The sequence below is a fragment of the Acinetobacter gyllenbergii genome (genome assembly GCF_001682515.1).
GTDB lineage: Bacteria > Pseudomonadota > Gammaproteobacteria > Pseudomonadales > Moraxellaceae > Acinetobacter > Acinetobacter gyllenbergii.
The window spans coordinates 1,096,811-1,113,560 of record NZ_KV575261.1 but is presented as its reverse complement, the minus strand read 5'-3'; the positions used below and the strand labels follow the sequence as shown (position 1 = coordinate 1,113,560).

Annotated in this window: 15 protein-coding genes; 9 read left to right on the top strand and 6 right to left on the bottom strand. The window is 45.4% G+C overall.

From position 1 onward, the window contains the following. Positions 1-2: 2 nt before the first annotated feature. The 5 genes from NG55_RS05505 (at position 3) to NG55_RS05485 (ending at position 4,636) form a co-directional block, all read left to right on the top strand. Positions 3-806: an SDR family NAD(P)-dependent oxidoreductase gene (locus NG55_RS05505; RefSeq protein WP_065342608.1), complete on the top strand. Its 804-nt coding sequence runs from the start codon at positions 3-5 to the stop codon at positions 804-806. Next, complete coding sequence (locus NG55_RS05500; protein WP_065342607.1) at positions 803-1,549, top strand: acetoacetate decarboxylase family protein; 747 nt, start codon at positions 803-805, stop codon at positions 1,547-1,549. Before NG55_RS05505 ends, NG55_RS05500 begins: the two co-directional genes overlap by 4 nt. Before the next feature lie 14 nt (positions 1,550-1,563). Beyond that, positions 1,564-2,424 (top strand): metal-dependent hydrolase, encoded by an 861-nt coding sequence (locus NG55_RS05495; RefSeq protein WP_065342606.1) that lies wholly within the window; start codon positions 1,564-1,566, stop codon positions 2,422-2,424. Positions 2,425-2,498: 74 nt separating this feature from the next. After that, complete coding sequence (locus tag NG55_RS05490; protein WP_065342605.1) at positions 2,499-3,728, top strand: NADH:flavin oxidoreductase/NADH oxidase family protein; 1,230 nt, start codon at positions 2,499-2,501, stop codon at positions 3,726-3,728. Positions 3,729-3,760: 32 nt separating this feature from the next. Next, positions 3,761-4,636: a metal-dependent hydrolase gene (locus NG55_RS05485; RefSeq protein WP_065342604.1), complete on the top strand. Its 876-nt coding sequence runs from the start codon at positions 3,761-3,763 to the stop codon at positions 4,634-4,636. A 20-nt stretch (positions 4,637-4,656) separates the two neighbouring features. Here NG55_RS05485 and NG55_RS05480 read toward each other — a convergent pair whose 3' ends face one another. Then, entirely contained in the window at positions 4,657-5,283 is a 627-nt protein-coding gene (locus tag NG55_RS05480; protein ID WP_016652807.1) for a TetR/AcrR family transcriptional regulator, read from the bottom strand. 127 nt (positions 5,284-5,410) lie between these two features. Between NG55_RS05480 and NG55_RS05475 the strand changes: the two genes are divergently transcribed. The 3 genes from NG55_RS05475 to NG55_RS05465 are packed head-to-tail and all read left to right on the top strand — an operon-like array spanning position 5,411 to position 8,713. Continuing rightward, positions 5,411-6,250 carry an SDR family oxidoreductase gene (locus NG55_RS05475; RefSeq protein WP_065342603.1) on the top strand — a complete coding sequence of 280 codons (840 nt, stop codon included), beginning with the start codon at positions 5,411-5,413 and terminating at the stop codon, positions 6,248-6,250. A 12-nt stretch (positions 6,251-6,262) separates the two neighbouring features. Beyond that, on the top strand, positions 6,263-7,750 hold the full coding sequence (locus NG55_RS05470; RefSeq protein ID WP_065342602.1) for a flavin-containing monooxygenase: 1,488 nt from the start codon (positions 6,263-6,265) through the stop codon (positions 7,748-7,750). A gap of 36 nt (positions 7,751-7,786) precedes the next feature. Further along, positions 7,787-8,713, top strand: a complete 927-nt coding sequence (locus NG55_RS05465; protein WP_065342601.1) for an alpha/beta hydrolase — start codon at positions 7,787-7,789, stop codon at positions 8,711-8,713. 242 nt (positions 8,714-8,955) lie between these two features. On the opposite strand, the gene adeC is transcribed toward NG55_RS05465, so the two are convergent. From adeC to NG55_RS05445, 4 genes are read right to left on the bottom strand one after another with little or no spacing between them, the layout of a single operon-like run. Beyond that, entirely contained in the window at positions 8,956-10,392 is a 1,437-nt protein-coding gene (adeC, locus tag NG55_RS05460) for an AdeC/AdeK/OprM family multidrug efflux complex outer membrane factor (protein ID WP_081408960.1), read from the bottom strand. Further along, positions 10,389-13,472 (bottom strand): MexW/MexI family multidrug efflux RND transporter permease subunit, encoded by a 3,084-nt coding sequence (locus NG55_RS05455; protein ID WP_065342600.1) that lies wholly within the window; start codon positions 13,470-13,472, stop codon positions 10,389-10,391. The genes adeC and NG55_RS05455 overlap by 4 nt, the downstream gene beginning before the upstream one ends. 12 nt (positions 13,473-13,484) lie before the next feature. Further along, positions 13,485-14,588 (bottom strand): efflux RND transporter periplasmic adaptor subunit, encoded by a 1,104-nt coding sequence (locus NG55_RS05450; RefSeq protein WP_065342599.1) that lies wholly within the window; start codon positions 14,586-14,588, stop codon positions 13,485-13,487. Then, the gene (locus tag NG55_RS05445; protein ID WP_016541875.1) at positions 14,585-15,013 is read right to left on the bottom strand and encodes a DoxX family protein; all 429 of its coding nucleotides are present in this window, start codon (positions 15,011-15,013) and stop codon (positions 14,585-14,587) included. The genes NG55_RS05450 and NG55_RS05445 overlap by 4 nt, the downstream gene beginning before the upstream one ends. Positions 15,014-15,322: 309 nt before the next feature. Between NG55_RS05445 and soxR the strand changes: the two genes are divergently transcribed. Next, positions 15,323-15,805, top strand: coding sequence for a redox-sensitive transcriptional activator SoxR (gene soxR, locus NG55_RS05440; protein ID WP_065342598.1), 483 nt, complete (start codon positions 15,323-15,325; stop codon positions 15,803-15,805). A 287-nt stretch (positions 15,806-16,092) separates the two neighbouring features. Here soxR and NG55_RS05435 read toward each other — a convergent pair whose 3' ends face one another. After that, entirely contained in the window at positions 16,093-16,641 is a 549-nt protein-coding gene (locus NG55_RS05435) for a TetR/AcrR family transcriptional regulator (RefSeq protein WP_228704159.1), read from the bottom strand. Between the last annotated feature and the right edge of the window lie 109 nt (positions 16,642-16,750).

The window sequence follows — 16,750 nt, the reverse complement described above, 5'->3', positions numbered from 1 at the left end:
TGATGAGTTTAGCACCCCCTTTAAAAGATTCCCCAGTTGTGATTACCGGTGCTTCTTCGGGTATTGGAGAAGCATTGGCACAACAATTTGCAGCACGAGGCTATTCACTTATTTTGGTTGCACGACGTGTCGATAAACTAGAAGCACTTGCCAGTCATCTACGTGAAAAATACCAAGTCGAGGTGACTTTACGTCCTTGTGATCTTGCGGATCGCCAAGATAGAACCACTTTCCGCAAAGAGTTAGAGCAGATCAATGTCGCTGTGTTATGCAATAACGCAGGCTTTGCCACTTTCGGACGTTTGCATGAGTTGGATGCGGATCGGGAGCGTGAACAGACCGAAGTGAATACGGTGGCCGTGCAGGATCTGACTTTAGCGGTATTGCCGAAAATGATTCAGCGTCGAACAGGTGCGATTCTGATTGTGGGTTCGACCTCGGGTCATCAACCGACACCAGCCAACGCAACCTATGCTGCAAGCAAAGCCTTTGCCAATTCTTTTGCCGAATCACTCCATAGTGAGCTGAACGGCACAGGCGTGAGTTGTACCTTATTGGCACCGGGCCCAACCAAAACAGGGTTCAATGAAGTGGCAGGCATCAGCAAAATTGACGGCATTGGAGGCAATCTGGTCTGGGTGTCGGCAGAACGTGTTGCCAAAGAAGCCATTCAAGGCATGGCTTGCAATCGTCGGATTGTGATTCCTGGATGGCTTGCCCAAGCCCAGACTCTTGGAGGACGCTATACCCCACGCATCATCCTATTACCGATATTAAAGCAGGTCTTTTCGAGGTTAAAAGCATGAGACAGTTGATAAATGACCTACGCACACCTATTGGTCTCGCCAATTTAGGCAATAAGCTCTATCACAATGCCCAATATTTAACTGCGGTGGTCGAGGTGAATGAAAAGGCGATGGCCCGTTGGTTACCTGCTGGCATGAAGTTGGCCAAACCTGCCAGAGCGGATTTGTTTTGTGCCTATTTCCCCGAAAATGTCTATACGGGGGCGTATCACGAGGCAGGCTTATTTGTACATATTCAGGTCGGTAATAAAACCGGCATCTTTTGCCCGTGGATGATCTTGGATGATGACCGTGCCATGATTATTGGGCGGGAATTGCTGGGCTATCCGAAAAAAATCGGGGAAATCAGTTGGGACAATGATGGTTCACGGATTATCAGTCAGGCATCGCGCCGTGGAACGGTCTTGATTGAAATGGAAGCCAAACTGGGTGAGCTAATAAAAGACGCACCCCCCATTTTAGGTTTGCCGCATCGCAATATTACAGGCGGTTTAGGCTTAGGTTTACCCCGAGAAGTGCGATTCACGCCGAAAGAACATCCTGTTGAAGTACGTCGTGTTGAAATGAAATTATGCTTTAGGGGGACGGTGAATGATCCTTTGCATGAAATGGGCTTAGGCAAAGTGGTGGATGCACGTTTGCATCGGGTGGACTTATCAGGTGGTCTTATTCCACCGATTCAGATTCCACGGTTACGCACCCCATTATTTTTACTGCGCCAATTTAATCCGCGTGTTTTATAGCTGAGGGCCACCTGATGAATCTTGTTGCTGTTTCTTCAAAGCCGACGGTTGCTGACTATCGTCAAGTTTCTGCTTCGATTGAGATCCAAGTACGTAACATGGATTTTGCTTTTCCAGATGACATTCCAGAATTTTGGTTTCACCAGAATCCTTTACTGAGCATGTTGCTGACCGCCTTATCCAGTGCATTTCCTGAGGGAGAGCGGCAGTTTATTCATAGCGTGCGCCTTTATCAATCACAGATCAAAGATCCTGTCTTACTGAAACAAGTGCGTGCCTTTATTGGTCAAGAAGCACATCACGGTAAAGAACATGATGGATTGAATACCATGATGTTGAAAAAAGGTTATCCAGTCGATCGAATTTATAAGCGATTTAAAAAGATGAATCGTTTGATGCAGACACAATTTTCTCCTGCGCATCAGTTGGCGTGTACGGTATGCATGGAGCATCTAACCGCAATTCTTGCAGATTATTTTATCGCGACTGCACCTGAAGATTTGGCTCTGTTTAATGCACAGGTGAGAAAAATCTGGGCTTGGCATGCCATTGAAGAAACCGAGCATAAAGCAGTGGCCTTTGATGTGTATCAAAGTTTGGTTAATCGACCCTATTTCCTAAGGTTGGTCATGCTGGAAACAACACTTTCTTTTGTAATGATCACCACCCGTGGAACCATTGAGCTTTTACAGCACTCAGGCCAACAAGGTGATTTAAAGGGGGTATATCAAGGGCTTCATTATCTGTTTGGACGTAAAGGTTTAATCAGAAGGATAAGCAGGCCATACCTCGACTTTTTCTCAGCAGATTTTCATCCTTGGCAGCATGACAACCGTGATCAAGTGAATCGGCTTAAACAGCAATATTTAGCATGAGCTTCTGGCAGCGCATTGGCTCAGATCAGCATCGCGCTGCTTAGCTATAGATTAATATTTTAGGAAGAATGAAAATGACAGCATCAGTATCCTCAAATTCTACTTTACAACAACCACTACGATTGGCATGTGGCATCAGCATCCCAAACCGAATTGCAAAATCAGCCATGAGTGAACAATTGGCAGATCGACATGGCTCGCCCACCACGGATTTACAGCAGCTTTATGCCGCATGGGCCAGAGGTGGAACAGGTCTGTTAATCACCGGCAATGTGATGATTGATCATCGTGCCTTTGTTGAGCCAAGGAATGTGGTGTTGGAAGACGAGCAATTCTTGCAAGCGCATAAACTCTGGGCACAAGCAGCACAGGCCAATGGCAGCAAGATTATTATGCAAATCAACCACCCAGGTCGTGTTGCGGTCTTACCCTTATTGAAAAAGCCGATTGCACCCTCAGCGGTGGGGCTGGATTTGCCTGCAATGAATCTGATTCGTGTGCCACGTGTGATGTCTGAAACAGAAATCCTGGAACAAATTCAGCGTTTTGCAACGACGGCAGCACTTGCTGTGAAAGCAGGTTTTGATGGGGTACAAGTCCATGCCGCCCATGGCTATTTGTTGTCGCAATTTTTATCCCCTTTGGCGAATACCCGTAGCGATCAATGGGGTGGAAGCCCAGAAAATCGTCGTCGTATCTTGATTGAAACGGTCCGAGCTGTGCGTCAAGCCATTGGTAAAAATAAAATTCTCAGTGTCAAACTGAATTCTGCCGATTTCCAAAAAGGGGGCTTGAGTCAGGAAGAATCGGTGCAGATTGCCTTGGCCTTGGAAGCTGAAGGGATTGATTTACTGGAAGTGTCAGGTGGAAATTATGAGTCACCGGCTCAACTGGGATATGCACCTGAGCGTCAGGCTCAGCGTGATGCCTATTTTCTGGATTATGCCAGCGCTTTGCGCCAACACAGCAGATTACCCTTGATGCTCACGGGTGGGCTACGCAATGTCGAGCTGATGAATCGTATTGTGGCTGATGGCACTGTAGATTTGGTGGGACTTGCTCGACCATTTGCAATGCAACCTGATCTAGCCAAACAGCTCTTGGCTGGTAAATCCGTTGTTGCTGATGCAAAAATTCCAGCGATTGGCTATAAGCCCGTCGATGCCTATCTACAACTGGCATGGCATGCCGCTCAATTCCGCCGTATCAGCAGTGGCCAGAAACCAAAGGCGATTAAGGGTCTCGTCCGTACTTTGCTGGCATTTGGACCACGGATGGGTTTTAACATTTTGACGCAGGAATAGTCGTCACGGTTATTTAGATAAGGAGTTGTCTTATGCGTGGATTAATGAAAGAAACCCATTCAATTATTCCTCGACGTCCAGTATTTGATTTTGCAGCAACACCGAGCCACTGGATCTATGATGATCCAATGGCATCGCAGATGCTCAATGTGATTAATCCGATTACACCTGCACCAGAACGCTGGTTTTGTCAGACTTTTAGAGATGCACTGCCTTTCGTTCAAGATCAACAATTAAAAGCAGCTGTGATGGCTTTTATTAAACAGGAAGGGGCGCATAGTTATGGACATACTTTGGGCACGCGGCATATTGAAGCATTAGGGATTGATTTAAGCCAGTATAGCGAAATGATGAGCTGGATCTTTAATGACCTACTTGGCTCTAAACCCTTGGGTTATGCATTAAAACACGCTCGATTGAAATCCATGTGGCTAAACACACGCCTTGCCATGGTCGCAGCGGCAGAGCACTTAACGGGGGTGCTGGGACATTGGGTACTCAATGCTGAGGGACTACAGCAAGCACCTGTTGATCAACAAATGCTGCGTTTATTGCTATGGCATGGTGCAGAAGAAGTAGAGCATCGTGAAGTGGCGGATGCGATGTTTCGGCATTTGAGCAATAATCTTGTATTACGAACAGGCGCAGCTGTTTTTACTTTCCCTCTATTTATTGTATTGGCCTATATCGCCGTTGAAACTTTGGTGGCTAAAGACCCTCAATTGCCACATCGTTTCCGCTATAACGATTATTTTCGTGCAGCGAGACAGGATCGCGTGCCGCGAGCAAGCTATATTGCACGTGCCTGTTTACGCTACTTCCATCCCAAGCATAGTCCCTTAAATGAAGGCTCAACAGCACAAGCCTTGGCTTATTTAAACAATATGCCTGAGTTTAAGCCAACTTAGATAGGAACGCTTCTTTCACTTTAGGCGATGCCTGCCATCATCATTTGAATTGCAGCATCGCTATATTTTTTGAGCACATCAGAATCAGCAGGCGCGGATAAGAACTTAAATGCACCCGCGATAATCATGCCGACGATGGCATGCCCAGTCATTTCGGTATCCAGATCCGCTTTTAAATAACCGCACTTAACGCCATTTTTTAAATAGTCTGCGGTAAGTAAGCCACCGAGGTGTAACAGGTTATGCACCTGTGCTGTCATTTCTTTATCAATTGAAGTGGCTTCGAGCAGAATTAAGCGCACAGCGCGTGGATTATCTTTGGCAAATTCCTGAAATTTACTGGAAATCCTTTCACATTGCGTTCGATAGGCGTCTAAGGTCGATACTGCATCTGGCGCATTTTCATCGGCCAGTAAGGCGGTAATTTTAAACATGGTATCGACAATGACTTTATCCAGAATGTCTCGCTTATTCTCAAAATGACGATAGAAAGTGCCATGACCAATCCCCAGTCTTTTGGCAATGTCAGAGATCGCAGTTTGATGATAACCGCGTTCAGAAAATTCCAAAAAAGCAGCTTCAATAATTTCTGCTTGTAATTGAATACGTTGGCGTTCAGCACGCGAGAGAGTTGTTTGATCATTCATGCTAAAAATTTTATCAGAACTTTATCGGAAATACGATAAAACAAAATTTAAGAAAATTGACACATCATTCCGTAAATGACATTATGTTCCGAATTGGTGATTTTTTGACTAATAAAAGGAACTGCACATGGGAAAAAAATACAGTTTTTTAAACAAAGTAGTGCTGATTACAGGTGGAGGGAGAGGGATTGGTTTAGCCACCGCCGTTGCCTTTAGAAAACTCGGCGCCAAAGTGGCAATTGGCGATATTGATCTGGAGTTGGCTCAGCAAGCCGCCACTAAAGTGCAAGGTTTTGGTGGCTATTTGGATGTGCGGTCACAGAACTCATTTCATGACTTGATTGTGCAGATTGAAAAAGCACTTGGGCCAGTAGATATCTTGGTCAACAACGCAGGCATTATGCCAATGGGGGCGATGGTCGAGGAAAGCCAAGCCATCACCGATGCGCAAATTGATATTAATTTACGTGGGGTGATTCATGGCATGAAAGCAGTACTGCCCAAAATGCTGGCGCGACAAACAGGTCATATCGTCAATGTCGCTTCTCTGGCAGGTAAATATCCGATTCCGGGTGCTAGTATTTATTGTGCAACTAAATTTGCAGTGGTAGGGCTGACCGCTTCTATGCAACAGGAGCTCAGAGATACGCCGATTGGTGTATCCGCTGTTTTACCTTCTAAGGTCTTAACTGAATTGTCCTCTGGAACAGGAGACAGTTTGCCGATTCCGACCGTAGAACCGCAAGATGTAGCGAATGCGATTATCCAAGCAGTAGCGCATAATCTGGCTGAAATTGCGGTGCCGAATTATTTAACCCATACCCCGAAAGCGTATGGATTGGTACCGCACTGGTTGAATACAGGGTTTCGTAAATTCATCGGGGATGATCGAATTTTAAAAGGTCTCGATCAGAATGATCGTAAAGCATATAGCCAACGTTTAAGCCAACTGGCACAGACAAAATAAGGATTACAACTCATGGCGAAGATCGAAAAATTTCATGTGGTGATTATTGGGGCTGGCTTTGCAGGGATTGGCGCCGCGATTAAATTACAGCAAGCGGGTTTTACAGATATCGTAATCTTGGAAAAAGCTGATGAAATTGGTGGTGTCTGGCGTGCCAACACCTACCCAGGTTGTGCTTGCGATGTCCCATCAGCGTTGTATTCCTATTCTTTTGCACCAAATCCACAATGGAGTCGGGTGTTTGCACAGCAGCAAGAAATTAAGACCTATATACAACATGTTGCACAGCAATTCGATGTGAAAAAGTATGTCCGCTTTGGCTATGAAATGCTGGAAAGTGCTTGGGATGATCAGGCCAAGCATTGGGTGATGAAAACCAATCAAGGTCTCATCCATGCCCGTTTTGCGATTATGGCAGGTGGACCAATGCATCAACCTGTATTGCCGAAAATTAAAGGTTTGGAGACCTTTAAAGGGGCCCAGTTCCACTCGGCAGAATGGAACCATGCTTTTGACTTAAACGGTAAAAAGGTTGCTGTTGTTGGGGCAGGCGCTTCGGCAATTCAATTTGTACCTGAGATTCAAGCCCAAGTCGCAAAACTTACTTTGCTACAGCGTACCCCACAATGGGTATTGCCAAAAATGGATCAGAGTCTACCCAAGCTTGCACAGGCACTGTTTAAAGTACTTCCCATTACACAACGTTTAACCCGTTATGGTGTCTATGGTGTATTTGAATCGTTAAATTCTAGTATGCATCATCCAAAATTGGTCAGCCAGATTGAACGCTTAGCCCAATTGAATATTCGTTTAGGGGTGAAAGACCCAGCATTAAGAGCAAAACTTCTGCCTGATTTTACCATTGGCTGTAAACGCGTCTTACAATCGAATCAATGGTATCCCGCATTAGCAAAACCGAATGTCGAGGTGTTGCGCTGTGGAGTCGAAGAAGTACGTGGTAATACGCTAATCGCCAGTGATGGATCAGAACATGAGGTCGATGCGATTATTTTTGGTACAGGTTTTGAAGTGAGTAATCCACCGATTGCCAAACAGATCCGTAATAAACATGGCAAAAGCATGGATGAAGTCTGGCAGGGCAGTGCTAAAGGTTATCTCGGTACCGTGGTTGAAGGTTGTCCGAATGCCTTTGTGATGTTTGGTCCTAATATTGCGGTCAGCTCATCCGCACTGATCATCATTGAGGCGCAATTGGCGTATATCTTGGACATGCTGAAAAAAGTACAGGCACAACAGATTGAAACTATTGAAATTCGTGCTGAGGTATTGGAACAGTACAATGATGAAATCCAAGCCGCATTAAAAAATACAGTCTGGAATACGGGCGGATGCAGCAGCTATTTTATCGATCGCAATGGACGTAATAGTACCTTATGGCCGTGGACGACTTTTGAAATGCGATCTCGCTTAGCGCATTGTGATCTTAACGACTATGTCCTTGGTTTTACTGAGTCTGAAACTGATAAAAAAGCCAGTTAAAGGATGACTCGGTGATGTCATGAATAGGAGCACATGATGCAGCAAAAGATAATTGAAACAGGTCTGAAAATAGGTTTGCGACTGAGTTTTAAACTGGCTAGTGGTCTGGCTTTACCATTTCCAGTGTTGCGTACTGCAATGGAAGTCGGCTCAACTATTTTTAAACCTAGAGCCGATGTTTGGGTCAAACAGATTAAATTGAGAGATGCACGGGATCAACGTATTGTTTTCGCCGAAGTGGCAACACCTGAAAATGAAGCGCAAGGGGTACTCTTACACTGTCATGGTGGGGCATTCTTTGCAGGTTCGTCTCGGACGCATCGCGCTTTATCGACCGAGTTCGCTGCACGGGGCAAGCTCATCGTATATATGCTGGATTATCGACGTGCGCCTGAACATCCTTACCCAGCGGCATTGAATGATGTGAAGTCGGTCTATCAACATTTATTGAATGATGGTTGGAAGCCTGAACAGATTATTTTGGGGGGAGATTCCGGTGGTTGTGCTTTGGCCTTAGCTTTAGCCGTTGAACTGAGATCGGCAGGAGATGCTTTACCTGCTGGAATGGTGATGATCTCGCCTTATGTCGATATCAGCTTAAGTTCGGCTTCTGTTTATAACAATGCCAAACGAGATCCAATGATTCGCGCCTATGCCTTAAAACGTGGTGGGGATGGATATCGTGGGCAACTACAATCCAAGGATCCACGCATTTCACCTATTTTTGCTGATTTAAGCGGTCTTCCACCGATGTTGGTTCAAGCAGGCAGCGAGGAAATTTTGGTCGATGATGCGACCCATTTAGCTGAACGTGCCCAGCAATCGGGTGTGCAGGTTCATCTGCATGTTTATGAAAATATGTGGCATAACTTTCAGATGTTTAATCGCTTTATTCACAAGTCTGAACAGGCCCTAGATGAAATTGGGAGCTTTATGCAGAAGGTTTTAAGCAAGGAGAAATAATGGTTTCGCTTTTAACTTAAATTTTTAACAACGGTTCATTTTAATTTTAAAGCCTATATTTTTGATTGAGATTAAAGCCAGCATAATTTTAAAAATAAAAACAAGTATGTCACTCGAACAGATTTAAAACGCATCACTTTACTGCACATTTTTATTCAGGCCAACGCTTAAACATGTTGCTTATTTGAGAACATATATAGTGTTTCAAGAATAGCCTAAGCTATCCTTGAAACATCCTATCATTATTGTTGTGCGAGACCTCCACCCAAGACTTTATAGAGTTCAATCTGATTATTCAGTCGTGCCTGTTCTAGCATTAGTAAACTTTGCTCAGCAGCATAATGAGCGCGTTGTGCATCCAAGACACTTAAATAGCTATCAATCCCTGCACGAAAACGGGTGTTTGAGAGCCGATAGGTGGTTTGTGTCGCATTGACCAAACGCCGTTGTGCTGAAATCCGTTCATCCATATAGGCACGCGTAGCAAGGCTGTCATTGACTTCTCTAAAGGCTGATTGAATGGATTTTTCATAATTCGACAGCGCAATTTGCTGCTCGATTTTTGAAATTTTGAGATTGGCCTGACGGGTGCCCCAGTCAAAGATTGGCAGATCTAGACTAGGACCAATCGACCAGACCGCATGACCTGATTTAAATAGATCACTGAGTTGAGTCGATGCATAGCCTGCTGAACCCGTTAAACGAATGCTGGGAAATAGTGCCGCTTTAGCAACCGCAATATTGGCACCCGCTTCGTGCAATTGATACTCAGTCAGTTTGAGGTCTGGACGATTATTCAGTAAATCACTGCTTAAACCAGTGCTTAACACTGTGGTGCTGCTGATGTTTTGAACAGGTTGTTGTGGCAAGAGATGCACTGGAAGCGGCTGACCGACCAACAGGTTAAGTAAATTCTGCGCCTGTGCCAGCTGAGTTTGCGAGTTGGCCGCATCATGACGTGCAGTTTCGACTGAGATCTGTGCCTGACGCAAGGGAATTTCACTGTCAGTGCCAGCATTGAAACGCTTTTGATTGAGCTGATAAGCATTCAATTGTGCCGCCAGTGTTTGTTGAGCAAGTTTGAGCTGCGCATTGCTAAAGGCATAATCTAACCAAGCTTGGCTGACTTGACTGATCAAACTGATTTGCATGGCATCACGCGCACTTTGGGTCGCCAGATAACGATCCAGTGCTGCCTCTTTCAGATTGCGAACCCGTCCCCAAAAGTCCAGTTCATACGCCGTCAAACCAAGGCCGACTTGAACGCTTGAACTGGGATTGTTGGGGTCAAGTGTCGGAGAGACTTGGCGAAGCAGCTCTGCACGACCAGCAATCATCGGGAACTGATCATTTTTGCTGATCTGATAATATTGCTGTGCGCGCTGAATATTCAGACTTGCGCTGCGTAAATCACGATTATGACTGAGGGCTAGTTCAATCACTTGCACTAAACGTGGATCGGCAAGAAACTGTTGATAGCCTTGACTAGCAATGGAGTTGCCTTGAATCGAATGATCATAACTGTTCGGAATATCAGCATTGGCGATGGGAGGTTGTGGTTGAAGGTTTTGGCAGCCACTGAGTGACAGAGCCAAAGCTGCCATGATGAGTCCAGTGCTTATGACCTGCTTGTATGAATGATGCTGGGAGCTTTTGGCGAAGACTAGATCGTTATTCATGCTTCGTACTCCATCGCATCAATTTTCTGTAGTTCCTGTACACGAGCCGAACTTTGGTTATGTTGACGCGCCAGTAGGCTATAAATGGTGGGCAATACAAACAGGGTAAAGAAGGTACCAATCAACATGCCGCACACGATCACGACACCAAGACCAAAACGGCTATGTGCACCTGCTCCAGTGGCAAACAGCAGTGGAATAAGACCAAATACCATTGCTGCCGTGGTCATCAGAATCGGGCGTAAGCGAATTTGTGCTGCTTTGAGAATGGCGGCACGTTTATCCAACCCTTCATGCAGTTGCAATTCATTGGCAAATTCAACCATGAGAATGCCATGTTTACTAATCAGACCAATCAGGGTGACCAGTCCAATTTGGGTGTAGATATTGACAGTGGCATAACCTAAAGCCAAAGGAATCAAAGCACCGCAAATCGACAGGGGCACGGTAATTAAGATAATGAACGGGTCGACCAGACTTTCATATTGCGCGGCCAAGACCAGATAAATCACCACCAAGGCAGCCAAAAAGGCAAATAACAAGGTATTGCCTTCCTGCATATATTGACGGGCATCGGCTTGCCAGTCATGACTAAACCCTGTGGGCAACTCGGCTGTGACTTGTTCAAGGAAGGCCAAGGCTTGACCGAGTGAAACCCCAGGTGCAGGAATGGCTTGGAAGGTTGCTGCATTTTGTTGGTTAAACTGGGTCAGCTTATTCGGTTCAACGGTTTCGTTTAAATGCACAACAGTAGACAGGGGAATCAGTGTTCCTTGATCGGTGCGTACAAATTGCTGGGTCAATGCTTGCGCAGTCAGACGCTGGTTTTTGATACTTTGCGGAATGACATCATAAGCACGGCCCAACATACTGAAACGGTTGACATAGTTTTCACCCACGAGCGTGGCGAGCGCCTCGCCAATATCCTGCATTCGAATGCCCAAGCTATTGGCCTTGGCACGATCGACTTCAATTTTCAGCATCGGATTATTGAAATCAAGATCACTGTCTACCACCACAAACAGACCAATTTCACGGGCTTTTTGTTTGATATTTTCCATGGTTTGATAAATGGTGGCATAGTCTTGGGCGCTACGCAGCACCATCTGAATTGGCAGTCCACCTGTTGAACCAGGCAAGGCTGGATTTTGGAAGACAAAAATACTGCTTCCTTCTACAGCGCCCACTTTGCTTTGTAATTCCTGTTGAATTTCATCTGCAGAACGGCTACGTTCAGCCCAAGTGGATAAGGTGGTACCCCCAAAACTGGCTGCTGGGCCATCGGTTCCATTAATAATCCATGTGGTACTGGTTTCAGGTAGCGTCCAAAATACTTTATCCAATTCGGCATTGAAATGTTCGGCGTAGTTCAGGTTGGCATGCTGTGGTGCTTTAATTGCAGTGAGGACACTGGCTTGATCTTCTAGTGGTGCTAATTCCTTTTGTGGGAGTTGATAGAGTAGAGGCAGGCTGGCAAAAACAGCAACGGCAAAGCCCACGGTAATCCAGCGATGCTGCAATGAAAATTGCAATACCTGATGGTAAATGTGGGTCAAGCGTTCAAAAAACCATTCTGCGGCTTTGGCCATGCGGCCTTCGTCCTGCTTGGATTGCAGCAGATAGGAACTCATTACAGGGGAGAGCGTCAGGGCAATAAGTCCAGAAACCAGAACAGCACCTGCGAGTGTTAAGGCAAACTCCTTAAATAATGAGCCCGTTAATCCACCCATCAGACCAATCGGCGCATAGACGGCAGCAAGGGTAATGGTCATGGCAATCACGGGGCCTGCGACTTCACGTGCACCTACCAGTGCGGCGGCAATAGGTGACAAGCCTTCTTCAATATGGCGGTGTACATTTTCCACCACCACAATGGCATCATCCACCACCAGTCCAATTGCCAGTACCATCGCTAATAAGGTCAGTAAGTTGATACTAAAGCCAAAAATCAGCATCAGGCCTAAAGCGCCCAGCATTGAGAGTGGAATTGTCACCACAGGAATCAAGACACTACGAAGTGAACCTAAGCACAGATAGATCACAGCAATGACAATAATCAGGGCTTCGATAAAGGTATGCAGCACTTCATCAATCGAAGCATCAATAAAACGTGCGGTTTCATAAGCCAGATTGGCTTTGACACTCGGCGGTAAGGTTTTCTGTATCTCAGGCAATTTATCCTTGATGCCTTGAACAATCACCAGTGGATTACCTGTTGGAGTGGCCTGTAAACCAATAAAAATTGCGGGTTGCCCGTCCATCGAGGCACTGGTTTCGGTAGATGCTGCACCGAGTTCAACCGTGGCGACATCCTGCAAACGAATCAGGTTCTGCCCATCATTACGGATCACCAGATTTTTAAAGTCTTGAATACTGGTTAGCTCGGTTGACACGTTGACATTGGAAACCACCAATTCACCTTTGATTTGACCGGGGGCGGCTTGGTAGTTGTTTTGACGAATCGCACTGGCGACATCGGCAGCGGTCACGCCACGACTGGCCAAACGGTCTGCATCCAACCAGATCCGCATCGCGAGGCGTTGGCTACCATAGGTTTGAACTTTTGCCACGCCTTCAATGGTGGATAGCATCGGTTCAACCACCCGTGATAGGTAGTCGGTCAACTCGGGCATAGACAGTTGTTCACTGGAAAAGCCGATATAAGCCACGTCGGTCGATTCGCCTGAGGAGCGTTCAATCACAGGGTCAAATGCCTGTTCTGGCAATTTATAGCGAACTTGGTTGACCTTGGCCATGACTTCGGTCAGGGCTTGAGTGGAGTCTCGATTGAGTTGCATGCGCAGGGTGATGACACTGCGGCCTTGTACTGAGGACGAACTGAGGTAATCAATACCTTCAACCGAAGAGACCGCTTGTGCAATCGGTTGCGTGACAAAACCTTGCATCAGTTCAGCTGATGCACCCGGATATTCAGTGCTGATGCTGATGGTTGAACTTTCTAATAAGGGATATTGGCGAATCGGCAGTTTATTCAGGGAGAATAGACCCGCCAATAAAATCAGGGTACTGACCACCAGAGCCAATACAGGGCGTTTTACAAAAAGATCGGTAAATTTCATCTGTACGTCCCCTTACACTTTGGCTGTGCTTGGGGAGGAGGGCGACTGCTGCAAGGTATTTTCTGTGGGTTCAACTTGCATACCATCACTAAGTCGGACTTGTCCTGAAACCACCACTTGGTCACCAGCTTTGACACCCGATTGCACTTCGACCCAACCTTGATGACGTTCGCCGAGTTCGACCGCAACACGTTGAACTGTCAAAGTGTTGTGGTCTTTTTTGACCAGAAACACTGTATTGCCATAGGCGGTATAGGTAATCGCTGTTTCAGGGATCACCAGACTCGGCAGATTGGCTTCCTGTATTTCTATTTTTGCGTACATGCCTGGTTTTAACTGTTGATGCTGATTATTGAGCAGTGCCTGTCCCATCATGGTTCTGGATTTACTCACCATCGGATCAATCGCACTCACCACCGCAGAAAAACTTTGTTCAGGAAAGGCATCTATTTTCAGTTGAACGGCTTGGCCGGTTTTTAAGCGTGCAGCCAGTTGTTCATCCAATGTGAAATTGGCAAGCAGTTGCTGTGTATCGACCAGATTGGCAATACTGCTGCCTGCTTCCAGATATTGCCCTTGATGCACTTGGCGAATCCCGATTACACCAGAGAAGGGCGCACGGATGGATTTCTGTTCAATCAGGGCTTGTAGCTGCTGGATTTCAGCACGGGTCATATCTCGATCCGCTAATGCCGTATCCATTTCAGCGCGTGAAATCGCATTGCTACCAATCAGTTGCTTGGTGCGGTGATAGGCCATTTCGGCCTGTTTGAGTTTGGCTTGTAGCCGCCCTAAATTGCCTTGCTCGACATTGGTTTTTAGTTGAACCAGTAATTGCCCCTTTTTGACGTATTGTCCTGATTGAAAATAAATCTGTTCAATCACGCCTGTGGTTTCCGCAGACACTTGCACTTGCCGTACTGCTTCTAACTCGCCAATACTGGACAGAATACGGGGCGTGACTTGTTGCTTGACGGTGGTCAGCGCGACCTTGACCGGTGGATAACGATAGCTGGAAACATGCTCGGCTGTGCGGGATTTAAAATAAAAATAAGCAGCTACAGCAATGATGATTAACATGCTGATGATCAGCACAATACGCAGTTTGGTTCTCATGCGATCACTCCAACATCTTGAAGCTGTTGACGAAAATGGCTGGCAATCGCAATGCCGATTAAACCTCCAATCACTGAAATATGTTCAAGTGCAAAATACAGCGAGATTTGTGCTTGTACCCCTGACATATTCCAAAAGCGATGTACCAGTACAATCGTAATCACTAGAAAAACAGACAGCAGTGCAGCACCTAACCAGAGGTAGCGATCAAATAAAACACTGTAACTGCCCACCAGTAAAATCAGTGCCGAGGCATAATTAAACAGCCAAGCGGGTTCTAAACCTGCCGCTTGCATTTCTTGAAAGCCTGCATCGACATCCAGCACTTTGCTGAGACCTGAGCTAAAAAATAACAGTGCCAAAAAGCATCGGCTAATGATCCATAACCATTGGCTTTCTAAACTTGATTTAATGAAGTACGGCATAGGCGTATTTCCTGAGTAGATTCAGACAGACTGCTGAAAAACATTAAAAATGAATTGCTTAATTGCATTTGGGGGATGCAGTGTTCAGCAGTCTAAAACCTCAAGTTATATTGAGGTCAATGGGTTGTGCTGTAAAATTAAAAAGTGGAAAAGGGGATGTTGAAAATGAGATAACGCGTAATTGATGTGGATTTATGCATTTGTTTTTTAATGTTTATTCTTACTGTTTTAGCATAATGTTCGGGATCAAATTGACAAATCACGTTGCTGTGAACTATAAAACCTAAAGTAATCTTGAGATATTGAGTCATGACACTCGAACGAAAAATTGATATCAATCGAATGCTAACCGTTGGAGAGGTGGCTAAACGAAGTGGCGTCGCCGTTTCCACCCTACATTTTTATGAGTCTAAAGGACTGATTAAAAGTATTCGCACCAATGGCAATCAACGTCGTTATCCTTTGTCTGTGCTGCGCTATATCGGAATTATTAAAGTCGCGCAAAAAGTTGGGATTTCATTGGAGGAGATTAAAAAGGCGTTGAGTGTTTACCCGATAGGCAGCAAGTTAACGGCTGAGCAGTGGGCAGAATTATCCACCTGTTGGCGTAAGGACTTGGATGAGCGAATCCAGAAGCTGACTCGTTTAAGGGATGAAATGGACTGGTGTATTGGCTGTGGGTGTTTATCTTTGGAACAATGCCGTTTGCGTAATCCAGAAGATATTCTGGCAGAGCAGGGCTCAGGTCCGCGTATTTTAGAGCGCGAGGATGATTCAATCATAGAACTTTAATTTATTGAAAAATAATAATTATAAATAGCATTTAAGCTTAGCTCTAGGAGACTTTAATAGCATCACCAAAATTGTCTATTGGGGTGAGCCACGTAATCTGACGTTATCGCTACGTGCAAGATTCTAAGCCATAAAATAATAGGAATTTGTTGAAATAAAAATCAGGGCATATCGCTCAGGATATGCTTTGATTAAAAATAATAAAAATGAATTGAGTAGAATTCTCGTCTTTGTACAGGTGACATTAACTTGATCGGGAATTCATCGTTAAATTAAAACAAGCGCTATTATTTTTTTGTTTCAAGCAACGCTAATGTCCCAATAATTAAAGCCTGCATACTGTCCATAAATTCGACCTCCATTTCAGCCTCTTCACTGGCACGGTCTGGTGCTTGAGTGGGTGCTTTCCCTGCCACCGTATAGATCGTATCCGCCACAGCAATACAGTGAAAGGCGATGGTGGAATTGAGCCAACGGGCTTGATCAAGCGACAACGAGTAGGCTTGAGCAACGACTTGGTGATGCGTACCAATTTTAGCCACCATCGATGGGGTGGAAGCCATTCTACGAATTAAGTAAGGCGTCAGTCCCGGGTTTGACTTTACCAGTTCACGAATAGAGTGCATGAATTCAAGCAGATAATCTTTGAGTGGCATAGCACGGGTTGCAGATGGTAACGGTATTTGCCATCGGGTGAAAATCTCTTCAGCAATCATGTACTTGAGTTCTTCAAGGCTGGAAATGTGTTTGTACAAAGCCATATGGCTGATTCCCAAAGCCGCAGCAACGCCGACAAAGGTGATGTTGAGTAAACCGATCTCAATACCTGCATTCATGATGCGCTCATGTGTAATTGTCCTTGGGCGTCCGCGTGCGGGAGATTTGTTGAGAGAGGTCATCTGTATTCCATAAAATTCAATTTTTTCATGTTGCCATGACAATGTT

Coding starts and splice junctions, on each gene's coding strand:
- NG55_RS05485 (WP_065342604.1), top strand. CDS start 3,761: ATGCGTGGATTAATGAAAGAAACCCATTCAATTATTCCTCGACGTCCA.
- soxR (WP_065342598.1), top strand. CDS start 15,323: ATGACACTCGAACGAAAAATTGATATCAATCGAATGCTAACCGTTGGA.
- NG55_RS05490 (WP_065342605.1), top strand. CDS start 2,499: ATGACAGCATCAGTATCCTCAAATTCTACTTTACAACAACCACTACGA.
- NG55_RS05470 (WP_065342602.1), top strand. CDS start 6,263: ATGGCGAAGATCGAAAAATTTCATGTGGTGATTATTGGGGCTGGCTTT.
- NG55_RS05455 (WP_065342600.1), bottom strand. CDS start 13,472: ATGAAATTTACCGATCTTTTTGTAAAACGCCCTGTATTGGCTCTGGTG.
- NG55_RS05435 (WP_228704159.1), bottom strand. CDS start 16,641: ATGAATGCAGGTATTGAGATCGGTTTACTCAACATCACCTTTGTCGGC.
- NG55_RS05480 (WP_016652807.1), bottom strand. CDS start 5,283: ATGAATGATCAAACAACTCTCTCGCGTGCTGAACGCCAACGTATTCAA.
- NG55_RS05465 (WP_065342601.1), top strand. CDS start 7,787: ATGCAGCAAAAGATAATTGAAACAGGTCTGAAAATAGGTTTGCGACTG.
- NG55_RS05495 (WP_065342606.1), top strand. CDS start 1,564: ATGAATCTTGTTGCTGTTTCTTCAAAGCCGACGGTTGCTGACTATCGT.
- NG55_RS05500 (WP_065342607.1), top strand. CDS start 803: ATGAGACAGTTGATAAATGACCTACGCACACCTATTGGTCTCGCCAAT.
- NG55_RS05475 (WP_065342603.1), top strand. CDS start 5,411: ATGGGAAAAAAATACAGTTTTTTAAACAAAGTAGTGCTGATTACAGGT.
- adeC (WP_081408960.1), bottom strand. CDS start 10,392: ATGAATAACGATCTAGTCTTCGCCAAAAGCTCCCAGCATCATTCATAC.
- NG55_RS05450 (WP_065342599.1), bottom strand. CDS start 14,588: ATGAGAACCAAACTGCGTATTGTGCTGATCATCAGCATGTTAATCATC.
- NG55_RS05445 (WP_016541875.1), bottom strand. CDS start 15,013: ATGCCGTACTTCATTAAATCAAGTTTAGAAAGCCAATGGTTATGGATC.
- NG55_RS05505 (WP_065342608.1), top strand. CDS start 3: ATGAGTTTAGCACCCCCTTTAAAAGATTCCCCAGTTGTGATTACCGGT.